We start from the raw sequence: 15,548 nt of genomic DNA, 5'->3' as shown, positions 1-15,548 counted from the left end.
GCTAACGAGGCAAGGTTAGAACGGGACGCGCAAAGCCCAACACTGCTGGAATTGGCCCGAAATATCGGGAATCATACGAGCCTTCGAAAGACGACTGGAGAAACAGGGTTCCGAAGGGCACGCGGCCGCCAGACCAGGGCTGCATTGGCCTGCCCTGACCGTCAAACCGTCTGATCGCGGAAGAGGCAAGCCGAGTGCCGTCAATAATGACCTCACTGTCGATTTCGACCGCCTGGCCGGGCAGCGCTGCAACCGGCTTGATCAGGGGGGCAAAGCCACCCGGACATAGCCCGCGCTGCAGGTAGCCACGTGAAAGAGCCTGGCCGGACAGGCCACCTGGCTGCGGACAGGCAAACACGATGTCTCCGACCCTTACCGGCCTTCGGATCGTCTCGATGCGCCAGAGGCCGAGTGGAACGCTCGGCGTCATGTTGAGACGGTAGCCTCCCATAGACCCCGCTGCCACAAGTGTGAAATTTCCCGCCGCGGCCATTGCGAGCACCGCGACTGCGCGAGCGCCCCTCATTGCCTGACCACCGGCGACCGGCGGTGCTGATGAACGAGATCTTCCGTCCAATTGTGCTTAGCCGTCTTCCGTTCATATGCGGCAAGCTGCTGCGCGGTTCTCATCAGGGGCCATGCCTCGCGCAAGCGTTGTTTGTCCTTGTCGCCAAGCTCCCTCGCAAACTGGTTGAACTGTCCGTCCTCGGGCGTCAGCGCGGCCTTGGTCAACAACGTTCGCTCACCAAATCGCAGCGATACTGCCCGGTTGAACCTCTCAATCTCAAGGCTGGTGGCGGGATCCCCCATGGCGCAATCTCGAGCGGTGGAAAGATCGTTCTGCCCGATCGCTTCCTGCGCTCGATACAAGGCATTGACCGCACCTTCGGATAGCGCCGGAATATCGACCGACATTTGTTGTCGACGAACCTCCTCGTCCGTTCTTGCTTGCACAACAGCAAGCCCGCGCATGTCGAGGTAACGATCGATATCCCGCTTCAAGGGCTCGACATTGGCAAGAGCCAGCTGCCGTTCCATCCTTGAGATTTTCGACGAAAGCACTCCCGTTTTGCCCTTGAGTGGCCCGATCGACGCCGGACTTGCCACGAGGCGGTCGAGCATGGGCATGCGCTTCGCAGTGCCGGCGACAACCTCCTTGAACTGCATTGCGTGCAACGCCGCCCCGGCATCGACAAAGACATATGAAAGGCGGCGTGTGATCTCCTGCCAGCCGCGCGTGAGAACTTGGTCGTGCAGGAGTTTCTGCTCAACGGCATCGTCCAAGGTCACGGCATGGAGTTTCACTCCGGGCACCATGGGCTGGTCTTTCGGCGATGCTTGATGCGTCATGGCAGGCATGAGACCAAGACGGGCACCCGTGCGGCGCAGCGCCGTACCCAATTCTGCCAGCCGCTGCCTTTGCCGCAGCGCCCAATCGAGATTGCAACGCAAGATGGTTCGGGCGGCAACGACGATGTCGAGCCCCCGATTCTGGGCAAAGCTCAGTGCGTGCCGGTAGCGGCCGCGCCCTTCATAGTCGAGCGTGGTTTCCTTGGCGTTCTGACGTGCAAGGACTTTCGAAAGGCCGTCCTGGAGCGCGAACGAACGACGGCTGTAATAGAGCTTCATGTCCTCGCGATGCCGCGTCATCGCAACATAGGTCAGATTCCGGTCGAGCGAGAGGGACGCAAGCACTTTGACCCGATCCACCGTGGCACCCTGGCTTTTGTGGACAGTCATCGCATAGCCATGATCGACATCCCGGTAGGAAAGGTGTTCGGCGGCAATTCTTCTGGCTGACTCACCCTCTCCAACCGCTGCGACGATCCTGCCGGGCGCGGCCTCGACGACCCGACCCAGCATGCCATTCTTCACTCCGAGCGCGCTGTCGTTCCTCAGAAAGACAATCTGGTCGCCGATGTCGAAATTTCGCAGACCGGTTGACGTGTTGAAGACGTGTCCCGCCCCGACAAGTCCACGCTCGACCAGCTTCCCGCGGGCAAGTTCGTTTAGAACTCTAACGTCCCGGCGCAGATGCGCGAGAATGAGCGTCGACTTCCGGGAATCATACTCCCGGCTCCAGTCCGCAATCAGGCTGCCAATCGCCTGTTCCTTCAGCTCGGAACCAAGCACCGCTCCATGCGAACGGTAGCTTGATATGGCCTCCTCCACCTTTCCCCGGGCGAGACAGAGCGAGGCCTCTCGCATCCAGCCTTCGCGCTGGCGATAGATGGTCTCGAGTTCTACATAGCCTATGCGCCCGACAATTGCCCGAAACGCAGCACCGGCACCGATCGGCTGCAATTGCCCGGGATCGCCGACCAGAACCAGTTTCGCACCGGTCTCGACCGCCGATGCCACGACGGACGCCATTTCCTTGGACCCGACCATGCCGGCCTCATCCAGCACGAACACAGTCCTCTGATCGAGCCGATCGGCACCCCGTTTCCAGAGAAGTTGCCAGGAAGCAAGCGTTCGGCTGGGGATGCCTGCTTCCTTTTCGAGCCCTTCCGCCGCCTTGCCGGCAAGCGCTGCCCCTACGACATGATAACCGGCAGCTTCCCAGGCTTCACGTGCGGCCCGCATCATTGTGGTCTTGCCCGCCCCAGCGAGACCAACGACGGCGGCTATCCTGGAAGAACCTGTGACATGCTCGAGTGCGCAGCGCTGTTCGTCCGACAATTGCGGGTGGCGGAGATATGCTCTTTCAAGCACGACCTCACTAACACTCCGGCCAGCCTGACGGGAAAGCCAGTTTGCCCTGCTCACCATTTCCGCCTCGAGGCGGATGAGTTCTCTGGTGGTATATCGGGCGGGCAAGCGCTCGCCGCTTCCGATCGCGATGGTTTCGCCCTGCAACTGCAGCAGCCGCGGACTTGCAAGGATGCGCGTCAGCATTTGCTGGAACAAGTTGGGATCATCGATATAGCGGTGGAGCACCTTCGCCACGTCGCGCTGATCGAAGACGCTCTTTTCCGAGACGATCAGATCAACCACCGTTTCTGGCCGCCTGTGAATCCGCCGACGGTTTTCGGAACGTTGCTGTTCCAGGAATTCGCGACGCTCCAAGGAAGGCTTCACGCCTTTGAAGCTGGCCTTGCGTTCTACCGCCTTTGCGCCAACACCCAGATGAGAGGTTGGCAAGAGATCTATCCCCTGCTTTGTGTAAGAGCGCCCATCAACCCGAAGGTCGAGACCATTGAGGGCGAGATGATGGTTCAGCCGGTTGAACCAAGCATCGCGGAATTCGGCAAAGTCGCTGGCATCTCCCGCCCAGAGGCCATAGACGATCTTGCCCGCTGGGGTCCGCAATGGCTGCCCGTCCGCAGACAAAAGTGCAACTTTCTTGGGACCGAATCCGGTCTCCGCCAAGGGCCGCAAGGTCATCATCAAATGGATGTGGGGATTGCCGGGTGCGTCGTGATAGACCCAATCTGCAACCATTCCCCTGGATAGGATGTGCTGGCGCACGAAGTCCCTGACGAGCTCGATGTTCTGGCTGGCCGACAACTCCATTGGCAATGCGATGGTCAGGTCCTTGGCAAGCTGAGCGTCATTCCTCTTCTCAAAGTTCTCCACAGCGTTCCAGAACGCCTCCGAGGCTTTGGATGGCGGGCTGTCTGAGACCATGTCCCTTGCCCACCCTGGAGCATCGGGGGGCAGGACGAACTCTTCATGGAGAAGACCTTTCTTGGCGCGATAGTCAGCGGCCTTGGCCTCGCGCTCGAAGGTCATGCGAGCGCAATGTCGATAGGCTGCCGATAGCACAGCGCTGCGACCGGTGCCGCGGCCTATGATGCTGACTGAAAAATGAGCGATGGCCAAAGGCAAGGATGTCCTGGAGCTAGAAGCGCTGCATGTTCCATGCCGACCCCTCCTCAGCCACTCCTCAAATCTGACGATTGCCAAATGCCGCCGCCAAATCCTCCTTTCAGGCGAATGTTCCAGGACAAGGAAGGCATACTCCGATGAGACGACCGGTTGCAAAGATCAGGCTGGAAATCGGACGGCTCCAGGAGCAGTTGCGGCAAGCCGAAACCCGTGAGGCCGAGCGGGTCGGGCGGCTGGCGCTGCGTGCCGGTCTTTGTGAGATTGAGGTCGACGATGTCGTGCTCGTGGCCGAACTCGAAAAGCTTGCAAGCCGCTTTCGAAGCGCGCCACCCTTATCGCTGGCAACCCAAGGCAAAAGCAGAATGGGCGAGCAAGTCATTTCTGGCGCGCCTAAGGGCGGCAACGGCGCGGCTTGAGAGAATGCTGAACAAGGCCACTCAAGAAGCGCGTAGGAAAGACGCGCGTGAAAAGATCGAGCTTGGCGGCCTGATCGTCAAGGCCGGGATGCGCTACGAGAAAAGAGCATTGTTGCTTGGCATTCTCATCGACGCCAGCCAACGCCTCAGGGACGACGAATCCGAACGTCTTCGCCTGACTGCTATCGGGAACAGGGCCTTCGGCAGTGGCAGCGACTAAGATCTTGCTGTCTGTCGCTCCCGCTGCAGCAATGCTCACGGTCCTCGCTGGCACGCCCGACCTGGATATCCGGCTGGTGACACTCGCAAAGACAGAGGCCAGCAGGATCGTTCTGTTCGAGATCGGCCGTGCGGCACCGTTCGTACTGGCAAGTTCATTGGGTGCTGTTGCCCTGTTTGCCTGCCGGGGCATGGTTGCCATAAGGCACGCTGGTCTAAGCGTCACGGGAGGCTGCCTCGTGCTGCTGGCGCTTGCAGGATTTTGGGACGCTGGGCCACAATGGGCACCCAAGGACGGTCTGCCTGCGGGCAAGAACGAAGCTGCGTTGCCCGAACTCGCGTTGGTCATCAGCGTTACCGCAACCTTTCTTGCAGCGGCATTTGCGCTCCGTGTCGCGATGGTAGGCAATATGGCTTTTGCTTCGGACACGCCGCGGCGATTGCGAGGGCGACGGGCCGTTCATGGCGATGCGGTCTGGATGTCCATGCGGGACGCATCAAATCTGTTTCCGGCGCGAGGCGGCATCGTCCTGGGCGAGCGATATCGGGTTGATCGCCAAAGTGCATCGGCTCTTTCCTTTCGCCCGGACAAACCGGACAGTTGGGGTGCCGGCGGCAAGGCTCCCCTTCTGTCATTTGATTGTACGTTCGGGTCGACCCACGGCGTCGTCTTTGCAGGCTCCGGCGGCTTCAAGACAACTTCAGTGACCATTCCGACAGCACTGACCTGGGGCAGCGGGCTCGTGGTGCTCGATCCATCCGGCGAGGTCGCCTCGATCGCCCGTGAACATCGACGCCGGCATGGACGACACGTGGTCGTTCTCGACCCCAATGACCGCTTGACGGGGTTTAATGCCCTCGACTGGATCGGCAGGTTCGGCAAAAGCAAGGAAGAAGACATCGCAGCCGTGGCGACCTGGATCATGACCGACACTGCGCGCCTGTCGGCACGCGACGACTTTTTCCGGTCGTCCGCGCTGCAGCTTCTGACCGCTTTGATTGCCGATGTTTGCCTGTCTGGACATACGGCAGAATCCGATCAGACGCTCCGCCAGGTACGAGCCAATCTCGCCGAGCCCGAACCAAAGCTGCGTGAACGTCTGATCCGCATTCACGACATGTCCGCTTCTACATTCGTCCGCGAAAACGTGGCACCCTTTATCGCAATGACGCCCGAGACCTTCAGCGGTGTCTATGCCAATGCCATCAAGGAAACGCACTGGCTTTCCTATTCCAACTACGCGGCCCTAGTGGCCGGCTCGAGTTTCACTACAAGCGATTTGGCGGAGGGCAACACCGACATATTCCTCGCGTTCGACCTGAAGGTGCTCGACGCGCATCCCGGCCTGGCGCGGGTGGTGCTGGGGTCGTTGCTCAACGCGATCTACAATCGTTCCGGTAGCGTCGAAAAACGCACCCTCTTCCTTCTCGATGAGGTCGCGCGCCTCGGATACATGCGCATCCTGGAAACCGCACGTGATGCCGGCCGAAAATACGGCATTACCCTTGTGATGATATTCCAGTCTCTGGGGCAGCTGCGGGAAGCTTATGGCGGGCGGGATGCCACAAGCAAATGGTTCGAGTCCGCATCCTGGATTTCATTTGCCGCGATCAACGATCCAGACACGGCCGAATATGTGTCGAGGCGATGCGGCGATACCACCGTGGAAGTTGACCAGGTGAGTACATCGTCACGCTCCCGAACCCGAACCAAGCAGCTCTCGAGAAGGGCGTTGGTCATGCCGCAGGAAGTGATGGCGATGCGCGCCGACGAGCAGATTGTCTTTACCGCAGGCAACCCGCCATTGCGCTGCGGCCGCCCAATCTGGTTCCGACGCGCCGCTTTCAAGAATTGCGCTACCGCTTCTGCAAGCTAACCGGACTCGGCCTGCAGCAGCGTTAGCAGCTTGTTCAATCTACGAGCACAGCTTCAGCTGGAGATTCAGATGCCGACGAGTCCGGCGCCAGTTCAATCCTACCGATCGAGGCCTGCCAGGAAGAGATACTTCTTCTCGACGAACTCATCGATGCCGTGATGTGATCCTTCCCGCGAATTGCCACTTTCCTTGATTCCCCCGAACGGGGCCAATTCGGAAGAGATGAGCCCCGAGTTAACGCCGACCATCCCGTATTCCAGTGCCTCGCCCACGCGAAATATTCGCCCGATGTCACGGCTGTACAGATAGGCCGCCAAGCCGAATTCGGTGTCGTTAGCGCGACCCACCACATCGTTTTCGTCGTCGAAAACAAAGACAGGGGCGAGCGGTCCGAAGGTTTCTTCCTTTGCAACCGTCATGTCATCGGTCACGCCAGACAACAATGTGGGTTCAAAAAAGGTGCGACCCAACGCATGTCGCCGGCCGCCAACAACGACACGCGCGCCCAGCTCGACCGCGTTGGCGATATGGGCCTCGACCTTGTCGATTGCCTTGTCGTTGATGAGCGGTCCCATCTGCACATCGGCGGATCGACCGTCTCCTACGGCAAGCTTGGCTACCGCAGCCGCAAGCCTCGACGTAAAGTCGTCAGCGATGGCGCGCTGCACATAGATGCGATTGGTACATACGCATGTCTGCCCGCCATTGCGGAACTTGGAGATGATTGCACCTTCGACCGCGGCATCGAGATCGGCATCGTCGAACACGATGAACGGAGCATTGCCGCCGAGCTCGAGCGCAACCTTTTTGACTGTTCCCGCTGACTGCCGCATCAACTGCTTCCCAACCGCAGTCGAACCGGTAAAACTGACGACCCGTACCGCTGGATGGGAGGTCAATACCTCACCAATCGGTGCAGGGGCACCGGTGATGACATTTAGCACGCCCGCGGGAACGCCAGCCCGATGGGCCAATCCGGCAAGTGCGAGCGCTGTGAGGGGGGTCTCTCCAGCAGGCTTGAGTACCACCGTGCATCCGGCGGCCATCGCCGGACCGACTTTTCGGGTGATCATCGCCGCAGGGAAATTCCAGGGCGTGATCGCCGCCACTACCCCGCTTGCCTGGCGAAGCACCAGGATACGCCCGTCGCTGCGATGACTGGGCAACGTCTCGCCGGCGATGCGCTTGGCTTCCTCGGCATAGAACTCGATGTAGCTTGCGGCATAGTCGATTTCGCCTCTTGCCTCGGCAAGCGGCTTGCCCTGCTCGCTGGTGAGGATCAGCGCCAGATCGTCACGATGGACGACGATCAGGTCGAACCAGCGCCGAAGTATGTTGGCGCGGTCTTTGGCAAGACGTAGCGACCAGGATTTGAAAGCCATTGCGGCAGCCTCGACAGCAGCAATGGCCTCATCGGAGCCAAATGCCGGAACATGTGCCAGCAATTCACCGGTGGCGGGATTTGCCACTGGTGCTTGTCCGGTGCCGACAAACTCGCCATTCACATAGCATTGGGTTCGCAATATCGATGGATCAGTCAGCGTGATGTTCATCGGCACTCTCTTGTGGTGGTTGCGGTGTCCGCGAGCCTATGCGTCAGGATGGTTTTTCTTGTAGTCGGCCATCAATGACAGCAGCTCGAACATCACCACCATGGAGTTCATTGCCGTGATCAGGTTGGGATTGTCCTTGGTGGGCATGATGCACACGACATCGGCTCCCACGACGTTCAGACCACGCAAACCCTGAAGCATACGCATGGCGTCGCCGATACGGATGCCGGGATATCCTGGCTCAAGGTTCGAGACACCAGGGGCATCTGCGGGATCGAGTGAATCCAGATCGAAGGTAACATAGACAGGCATGTCGCCAATCCGGTCCCGCATGGTCTTGATCACGCCCTGGACGCCAATCTCTTCGATTTCATCCATGCCGATAATGCGGTAGCCAAGTTCCTCGCTGGTGTTCTTGGAGCCTGGCGTACCGACATTGGGCCGAATACCGATCTGCGTCGACCGATGGGCATCAACATGGCCTTCTTCGACCGTGTAACTTGCCCAATGTGCCGAGGAACGACGGCTGCCAAGCCAGTGGGGCAGATGTCTGTAACTGTCGGTATGGGCGTCGAAATGCACCAGCGCCACCTTTTGCCCCCCGGTCAGTCGCGAGTGAGGGCCAGCCACCGACTTCAGGAGCGGTCCGGTGATGCCATGGTCGCCGCCCATGGAAACGAGCCGCGTTCCGGCATCGTTGAACCGCCGCGCATAGGCTTCGATATGCTGAATACTGATGTCGTTGACCATCGCTTCGGGCAACGGCACGTCGCCAGCATCGTTGATGCGGCAGATATCCCACGGAGTAATACCGAAGCGGCCGTGGCTGCGGCGGTACTGCGCCGAGACGTGGCGTACCGCACGCGGACCCAAATGCTGGTCGCGTTCGGTAGATCCGTTGCCCGAGCTGTGAGGAACCCCGAGCAGTGCAATATCGCTATCGGCCGGGTCTTCCTTCCAATCGCAGCGGAAGAAGGTTGGAATGCCCCACCAATACCAGCGTCCCATGTCCTTGCGTGCGGCGTCGAAGTCAAAGTCATTCATAGCGGTTTCCAGTACTCGTAGGGCGAACGACGCCGTGGCGCCAAATGCGCAGCGTCAGCGGCGGGTTGGTGGGGTTAGTGTTGTAGTTGTGACAGGAATGTCCGTGCACGCGCCGACGAGGCGGCGGTAAAGAACTGTTCAGGCGGAGCAACCTCCACGATCTGTCCCTTGTCCATGAACACTATGCTGTCTGCCACCTTACGGGCGAATGCCATCTCATGGGTGACGCAGACCATGGTGATGCCGTCGCCTGCCAGCTCAACCATCACGTCCAGCACCTCTCCGACCATCTCGGGGTCGAGTGCCGATGTCGGCTCGTCAAACAGCATCGCCTTAGGTTCCATGCACAACGCCCTCGCTATTGCGACGCGCTGCTGTTGTCCGCCCGAAAGCTGCGAGGGATATTTGTTCGCTTGTTCCGCAATGTGCACTCGAGCCAGGAATTGACGCGCCAGAGCCTCGGCTCGAGCGCGGGGCAGCTTACGGACCTGAACAGGTGCAAGGATGCAATTCTCAAGGACCGTCAGATGAGGAAAGAGGTTGAAGTTCTGGAACACCATACCGACTTCACGCCGAACTTTTTCGATGTTGCGACGTCCTTTTGGCTCGACGCCATCGATGGCGATGGTGCCGCTGTCGTGTGGCGCCAGGTAGTTCATGCACCTGATCAAGGTCGACTTGCCAGATCCTGAGGGGCCGCAGATGACGACTTTCGCTCCTGCCTCGATCGTCAGATTGACATTGTTCAGCGCCACGAAATCGGCATAGCGCTTGCTGACATTTTCAATTCGGATCATTTCGGACATGTGCTGCACCATTCAAAGGATCAGGAGCGGCGGGCAAAGGCCAAGGCCTTTTGCACCATGCTGGGCTCGCTTTCAGAAACCGATGTGTTCCACACCAGCCGGCGCTCCAGTCGTGCCTGCAGGAAAATCAGTACGTAGACCATGACCAGGTAGTAGACCAAGGCGGCCGCGTAATACTCGGTAAACTGGAAGGTCGTGGCCACTGCCCGCGATGTGACACTCATGAGTTCCGAGAGCGAGATTACCGATGCGAGCGAAGTGATCTTGAGCAGCGTGATGAATTCATTGGCGGTCGGTGGCAACGCCACCCTTATAGCCTGCGGCAGTGTAACAAACCGCAAAATTTGGAAGCGCGTCATGCCCAAAGCCGTGCCGGCCGATTGCTGGCCGGGATCGATCGCACCAAGCGCGGCTCGGTTGATTTCCGTCTGATAGGCAGCCTCGTTCAGACTGAGTGCGATCCAGGCTGCCAGGAATGGCGAAAACCACGGCTCACGGAAGATCGGAAAGAACTGCGGCAGGGCATTCCAAACGAACAGCAGCTGCAACAAGGTGGGAGCACCGCGCAGTACGCCCAGGACAACCTTGGTCAACCCACGCAACATGCTGGGCGGCCCACTGATATAGAGCGCGGCAGGGATGGAGATAGCGATACCCACGGCGTGGGATAGCAACGCCAAAGATACAGTGATCAGAGCGCCATTCAGGAAAGCTGTCGAAAACAGCGCATCGAGAAAAACGGATGCATCGAAGGCCATGAGGCTATCTCCCCCTTTCAGCGCGTTATTGGCTTGCGCCGGCTACGATGTTGTCGGGTGAAAGGCCCCACTTTTCCGCGATCTTTGCGAGCTGGCCATCGGCTGCAAGCGCAGCGACAGCGGCTTTGATTGCGGCTTCGTCGCCATCGATACGCCGCACGAACACGGCGAAATCGCTGGTATCGGGGAAGGTGAAGATGGTCTTGAACTGGCCGGGGCTCTGCAGGTTGCGGTAGGCCAACTCGGTATCTTGAGACACCGCCGCATCGGCACGTCCGACCAGAACTTGCTGGATTACGTCGGTCTGCTTCGGATAGGTCTGAATCTGGATCGGTGCGGCACCGGCGGATTTGAGGTCGTCATTGACCTTTTCCAGGCGAGCCAGATAGCTGGTACCGGCCTGCACAGCGACTGTCTTTCCTGCGAGATCCGCAGCGTCTTTAATTTTGAGTTCGGATTTCTCCGATGTGAAGACCGCGACTGCCGTTGAGAAATATGGCACGCCAGGATAGGACGCGACGCGCTCGGGCGTCAGCGGAATTCCACTGATCACGGCATCGCACCGACCCGCGTCGAGACCTGGCAGGAGACCGGTGAATTCCGACACCAGGATGCGCGGTTCAGCCCCCCACTTCTCGGCCAATGCCTTGGAAAGATCGATGTCGAAACCGACGGCATTGGCGTTGCCGGCGCTCTCGAAAAACTCCATCGGCGGGAAGGTGGCATCCGTACAGACTGTAAAAGTCTTGTCGGCTATGAAAGACGGCTGGGCATCCTGCGCCAGAACTGGCAGTGCTGCAAACGACACCGCAAAGCCCGCCAGAGCGATTTTTGATGTTGATGACATGACGTATTCCCCTCTCCAATTGCCGGGCACTCCCGCCCCACTCCTCGCCTCCCTATGAAAGCTTTTTCTCTATAAGTCAACTAAGTTCAGCTTTAATGAACAAGCGAAACGCGTTATCCTTGGTCAATCATTTCGAGGAGTCCCGATGTCGAAAAATCCCCCCACACCCAAGTCGGCCCCTAAATTCGGGCGCCTGATCAAGGAGCGCCGTCGCCAGCTCAACGTCACGCTCGAAAGCCTGGCCGAGTCGGTCGAACTGACCAAAAGCTTTCTGAGCGGCATTGAAAACGACAAGACCTCACCTTCGGTCGCCTCGCTTGTAAGGCTATGCGATGCACTGGGTCTTTCGATCGGCGATCTCTTCAATTCCACGGCCTCGACCGTGGTTCGCGCCGACGAGAGGCCGAGAGTCAATTTCGGCGGCACGGGCGTCATCGACCACCTGCTAACGGCCAGCAACAGCGCGAGACTCCAGGCTTTGTGGACAGTGATCGAACCGCTCGGCACCGGGGGGGACAAGCTCTATTCGCTGAGAGCCGACGAAGAATTCATTCACGTGGTGTCAGGCACATTGGCTGTGATCGTCGAAGATCAGTCATATGAGCTCGGAGCCGGCGATTCGATGACTTTTGACCCTCGCCTGCTGCACACCTTTTCCAACCCGTCTGCGACGGAACGGACGGTCGCGATCTTTGTAATGACACCGCGACCGTCTTGAGGACCTACGGGCGAACGGCAATCACGTCGATTTCGACCAGCAGCCCCGGCGCAACGAAGCCCGACACGATCACGACCGTCGATGCGGGCGGCGGTTCGGGCATAAGCCGGTCGCGGACCTGCTTATACACGCCAACGTCATCGGAACGTGTGAGAAAGCCGTTGACCTTGACGACATTGGCGAGCGTCAGGCCTTCTGAGCCCAGCAAGGTTTCGATGTGTCGCCAGGTCAACTCTGTCTGCGTCAGCATGTCTGCCGGGAACGAACCATCGTCGTTCAGACCCACCTGACCAGAAAGGAAGACATACTCTGCATTCGCGGAAGCCGCGGCCAGTTGCGAATAGCGACTGGGAGGCTGTGGCGCTGCGGGCGGGTTGGAAAAGCGGATCATGGATAGTCCTTTCGCTAGCTTAGGAATTGGCCGGCCGCTCGAGCCAGTCACGGAAGCGGTAGTATTCACCCAGGATGGGGACGAACCACGGATTGCCAGTGTAGCCCGGCACGGTCTTGATCTGATTGAAAGCAAAGGAGCTACGTTCGCCAACACCCAGCATTTCCTGGGCAATGCAATTCCCGAAATGGCTCATCAGGGCCACACCCTGGCCGCAGCATCCGAGGGCATAATGGATGCCGTCGCGTGCCCCCAGATGCGGGAGAGAATCAAATGTGAAGGCAACATTGCCGGTCCAGCTGTGGGTGACCCCCACGCCACGCAGATCCGGAAACACCTCCGCCATCGAGGATCGCAGGCGCCGAGCGCTTTCGACCACGCTAATGGGACGAAAGCTGGTCCTGCCGCCGAAGATCATGCGGGTGCCATCAGGGGAAAGCCGGTAGTAATAGAGGTTGCGCTTGGTGTCCTGGATCATGCGCTCGCCGGGTATCAAGGCTTTGAGCCGCCCCGGATCCAGGGCTTCGGTGGCGATGATGTAACTGCCGATCGGAATGACGCGGCGCCTGAACCAGCCAAGCCCCCCATCGGTATAGGCATTTGTCGCAACCACCACACGGTCCGCCATGACCCTGCCTTTGGTCGTGCAAAGCACATGGCCAACGCCATGTTTCTCAAGCTTGGTGACGCGGCAGCGGGTGGTGAAACTTACTCCCGCCTTCCGGCAGGCTCGCACCAAACCTGCATGATAGCGGGCCGGGTGCAGCCCGCCTGCAAAACTGGTGATCCTACCCCCATGATAGATTTGGGAATTGAGTTCACCTTGTTGGTCCCGTCTCGGAACCATGCGCGTTTCAACACCGAGCGCGTGCAGCTGTTCGGCCTCGCGCGCCAAGTCATCATAGTGGCCTGGCGCGTAGGCGGCAAAGTACATGCCGTGACGTTTGTAGGAGCAATCGATCTGATTGTCCGCGATCAGTTTCTCAAGGAACAGCACGGAGTTCTGCGCCTCGAAAAAGATGGCGTCCGCCCGCTGCTTGCCAAATGCTTTCGTCAGACTTGGATGGGAGACTTTGAGGGTGCCGGACACCATGCCTCCGTTGCGAGTGCTTCCCCCCTCTCCCAGATGGCCCGCTTCCACCACCAGCACCGAGGTTCCCGCTTGGGCCAGCCGCAACGCCGCGCAAAGTCCAGTGTAACCCGAGCCGATAACCACCACGTCAAAAGGGCCAGCCGGCAAAGGTTGATCGGCACCCCTGTCGCGCTCGTCCCACCAATAAGGTTCTTGAGCAAGCGTCAGCCTCCCTGCAATTTCGTTCGGCAATGCGCACCCCTTTTTACGTTATTTGCGAATTAAGTTCACTTACACATAACATCAGAATTTGACAATGCTGGTTTCCCTTGGTTGTCGCTTTGCTCAAGGCGGAGACAATTGGTGATCAACTCGATGTCGCAGATAGCGGGGTGACTGTGACTGGCTACGCGCCAGATTGCCCCTCGTTGAGCGTCTCCAGGGATGCGAAGGCAGCCCGTGGGCGTGAGCGCAGTGGACGTGACGGATGTTAAAAGCCAGGAGCGGCATGGCTAGAGGCGGTGTTTTCACCGATTACCCGCGCTGGCCGGACAGCCAGCCACGGTACGGTTGCCCGCGCCTGGCCGGCGCAAGCCCCCTCGCTAGGCAATTTGGAGACGAGCAAGGTGCCGGTCAGCATCCGAGGCAATGCGCACCGATTGTAGCGTCCCTTTTGCCTCCGGCGGCATTGAATGCCGACGCTATAGTCTATGCTGTCCATGCAGGTGGACGAGGAACACCAAGGACGGTTTTAAGGATCGCTCTCAGCGTTAAGGAGCCTGGCCTCCATCGTCGGCCCCGTCGTTTTCACAGCGAATCTATGCGGCTTCGGTAGAAACGTGGAATGGATGGGCTTGGATTGTGGGCGCTGCCCTTTACCTCGTCGTCTGCCCGCACTGTATCTCGGAACGTGGAGCGACGACCGACGGCGAGCCGATTGATTAATGGCGCGTCGGGGACAGTCTGTTATCGGACTTGGAATTCTAATGGCAGTGACCCAGGCATTGATGGGTGAAACAAAATGATTGCCTCTACCTTTCGGTTTGGCTCAATCACTCGTTCTTGGCCATCAATGCTGGTTCTGCGAGATGCGCTATGATGCGAACAATGAGGTTTCCAAATGACGCATCGCCTTGAGCGTAGTTCTTGTTTCTGCGGATTGTCGCGGAAATGAAAGGCGAGCCCTTCTGGGTCAGCTACGATCGCGACGACGTCCGCTTCCGGTTGTAATGACAATTCCTACGATTGGGGCTTCGTGCCTTCGACACCAGGAGCCGACGGTGATCCTCTCGACGGTATGGTCATACATCAGGCAGCAACGGCTCCTGAAATCGTCTTGGGTGCGCTGCGCGTCCAGCAGAAGGAACAGGACGGCAAGATTCTACGCAATGACCGTTATGTGTTCGCTCTTCACAGAAAGAACGCGCCGAACGAAACCGTCGCCGAAGATCAATTGCCGATCGCCTTCGCAAGGAAGTCGAACAGTTCTTTTTGTCATTAGTTCTGGGTACGGGAAAAACCCTTACATTCATGGGATAGCAGAATGGCCAAGAAGCGTTCAAGTCAATCAGAAGGTGCGTGAAGGCCTTTCGTCCCACCCTCGGTGAAAAGGTGGGCATCGTCAATGGCGGCTACCATTGCCTGCCAACCGGATGATAGGTGCGAGCCTATCCCTTATCCGTTGCACGCAGATGGTCATGAAGAACGTTGATCTCCCCCAAACCGTACTGAGCGCCAGTTTGGGTTACAATTTTAGCAGTATGATGATGCTTGGCCAAAGGCATGCACACTGCGTGACGCAAGGCCTGTGACAGGTGAGCGAACACCATGCCCGGCCCAAGCGAATTCTCGTAGAACGTTGCCGGCTCATTTAGATCTACGGAATTGAGGTCTTTGATTGGGGTCGAGGTCATCGACGTCACCTAGCTTGTTCCACGTTAATTTGCCCCTTGGAAACCTCCTGTGTCGGGTAATTGAGAACGCCCAGAACGAACATAGCGACGATTGCCGCTGCCG

At 58.8% G+C, this 15,548-nt stretch carries 15 protein-coding genes and 1 pseudogene; 6 read left to right on the top strand and 10 right to left on the bottom strand.

The features are described 5' to 3' along the window. Position 1 precedes the first annotated feature (1 nt). Together traF and traA are read right to left on the bottom strand one after the other, a co-directional pair. Entirely contained in the window at positions 2 to 526 is a 525-nt protein-coding gene (gene traF / locus ASC75_RS12990) for a conjugative transfer signal peptidase TraF (RefSeq protein ID WP_055975754.1), read from the bottom strand. After that, positions 523 to 3,825: a Ti-type conjugative transfer relaxase TraA gene (traA, locus tag ASC75_RS12985; RefSeq protein WP_055975751.1), complete on the bottom strand. Its 3,303-nt coding sequence runs from the start codon at positions 3,823 to 3,825 to the stop codon at positions 523 to 525. Before traA ends, traF begins: the two co-directional genes overlap by 4 nt. Before the next feature lie 143 nt (positions 3,826 to 3,968). Between traA and ASC75_RS12980 the strand changes: the two genes are divergently transcribed. From ASC75_RS12980 to traG, 3 genes are read left to right on the top strand one after another with little or no spacing between them, the layout of a single operon-like run. Continuing rightward, on the top strand, positions 3,969 to 4,247 hold the full coding sequence (locus tag ASC75_RS12980; protein WP_055975748.1) for a TraC family protein: 279 nt from the start codon (positions 3,969 to 3,971) through the stop codon (positions 4,245 to 4,247). Positions 4,248 to 4,251: 4 nt separating this feature from the next. Next, positions 4,252 to 4,467, top strand: coding sequence for a conjugal transfer protein TraD (traD, locus tag ASC75_RS12975; protein ID WP_055975745.1), 216 nt, complete (start codon positions 4,252 to 4,254; stop codon positions 4,465 to 4,467). Then, the gene (gene traG / locus ASC75_RS12970; protein WP_082496555.1) at positions 4,454 to 6,343 is read left to right on the top strand and encodes a Ti-type conjugative transfer system protein TraG; all 1,890 of its coding nucleotides are present in this window, start codon (positions 4,454 to 4,456) and stop codon (positions 6,341 to 6,343) included. The genes traD and traG overlap by 14 nt, the downstream gene beginning before the upstream one ends. 98 nt (positions 6,344 to 6,441) lie before the next feature. Here the strand turns inward: traG and ASC75_RS12965 are convergent, their stop codons facing one another. The 5 genes from ASC75_RS12965 to ASC75_RS12945 all read right to left on the bottom strand — a co-directional run bounded on the left by ASC75_RS12965 (position 6,442) and on the right by ASC75_RS12945 (position 11,351). Then, positions 6,442 to 7,896: an NAD-dependent succinate-semialdehyde dehydrogenase gene (locus ASC75_RS12965; protein WP_055975739.1), complete on the bottom strand. Its 1,455-nt coding sequence runs from the start codon at positions 7,894 to 7,896 to the stop codon at positions 6,442 to 6,444. A gap of 36 nt (positions 7,897 to 7,932) precedes the next feature. Beyond that, positions 7,933 to 8,940, bottom strand: a complete 1,008-nt coding sequence (locus ASC75_RS12960) for an arginase family protein (protein WP_055975736.1) — start codon at positions 8,938 to 8,940, stop codon at positions 7,933 to 7,935. A gap of 74 nt (positions 8,941 to 9,014) precedes the next feature. Then, positions 9,015 to 9,746: an amino acid ABC transporter ATP-binding protein gene (locus ASC75_RS12955; RefSeq protein ID WP_280137955.1), complete on the bottom strand. Its 732-nt coding sequence runs from the start codon at positions 9,744 to 9,746 to the stop codon at positions 9,015 to 9,017. A gap of 20 nt (positions 9,747 to 9,766) precedes the next feature. Then, positions 9,767 to 10,504, bottom strand: a complete 738-nt coding sequence (locus tag ASC75_RS12950; protein ID WP_055975733.1) for an amino acid ABC transporter permease — start codon at positions 10,502 to 10,504, stop codon at positions 9,767 to 9,769. Positions 10,505 to 10,529: 25 nt separating this feature from the next. Beyond that, positions 10,530 to 11,351 (bottom strand): transporter substrate-binding domain-containing protein, encoded by an 822-nt coding sequence (locus ASC75_RS12945; RefSeq protein WP_055975731.1) that lies wholly within the window; start codon positions 11,349 to 11,351, stop codon positions 10,530 to 10,532. A gap of 145 nt (positions 11,352 to 11,496) precedes the next feature. Here ASC75_RS12945 and ASC75_RS12940 point away from each other — a divergent pair, with 145 nt between their 5' ends. Continuing rightward, on the top strand, positions 11,497 to 12,069 hold the full coding sequence (locus tag ASC75_RS12940; RefSeq protein WP_055975728.1) for a helix-turn-helix domain-containing protein: 573 nt from the start codon (positions 11,497 to 11,499) through the stop codon (positions 12,067 to 12,069). A 4-nt stretch (positions 12,070 to 12,073) separates the two neighbouring features. On the opposite strand, the gene ASC75_RS12935 is transcribed toward ASC75_RS12940, so the two are convergent. Further along, positions 12,074 to 12,460 carry a RidA family protein gene (locus ASC75_RS12935; RefSeq protein WP_055975725.1) on the bottom strand — a complete coding sequence of 129 codons (387 nt, stop codon included), beginning with the start codon at positions 12,458 to 12,460 and terminating at the stop codon, positions 12,074 to 12,076. Between the two features lie 19 nt (positions 12,461 to 12,479). Then, positions 12,480 to 13,784, bottom strand: a complete 1,305-nt coding sequence (locus ASC75_RS12930) for an FAD-binding oxidoreductase (RefSeq protein ID WP_082496554.1) — start codon at positions 13,782 to 13,784, stop codon at positions 12,480 to 12,482. Between the two features lie 352 nt (positions 13,785 to 14,136). Between ASC75_RS12930 and ASC75_RS26735 the strand changes: the two are divergent. Together ASC75_RS26735 and ASC75_RS25460 are read left to right on the top strand one after the other, a co-directional pair. After that, a pseudogene (locus tag ASC75_RS26735) lies at positions 14,137 to 14,473 on the top strand (hypothetical protein); the annotation flags it as partial. A gap of 314 nt (positions 14,474 to 14,787) precedes the next feature. After that, positions 14,788 to 15,033, top strand: coding sequence for a hypothetical protein (locus ASC75_RS25460; RefSeq protein ID WP_244487829.1), 246 nt, complete (start codon positions 14,788 to 14,790; stop codon positions 15,031 to 15,033). Between the two features lie 166 nt (positions 15,034 to 15,199). On the opposite strand, the gene ASC75_RS25995 is transcribed toward ASC75_RS25460, so the two are convergent. Then, positions 15,200 to 15,445, bottom strand: a complete 246-nt coding sequence (locus tag ASC75_RS25995; protein ID WP_156381243.1) for a hypothetical protein — start codon at positions 15,443 to 15,445, stop codon at positions 15,200 to 15,202. Positions 15,446 to 15,548: the final 103 nt, after the last annotated feature.

The organism is Aminobacter sp. DSM 101952, from assembly GCF_001424795.1.
In the GTDB taxonomy this organism is placed as follows: domain Bacteria; phylum Pseudomonadota; class Alphaproteobacteria; order Rhizobiales; family Rhizobiaceae; genus Aminobacter; species Aminobacter aganoensis.
Note: the sequence above shows the minus strand (reverse complement) of the source record. Positions and strands in the feature narration are given on the sequence as shown.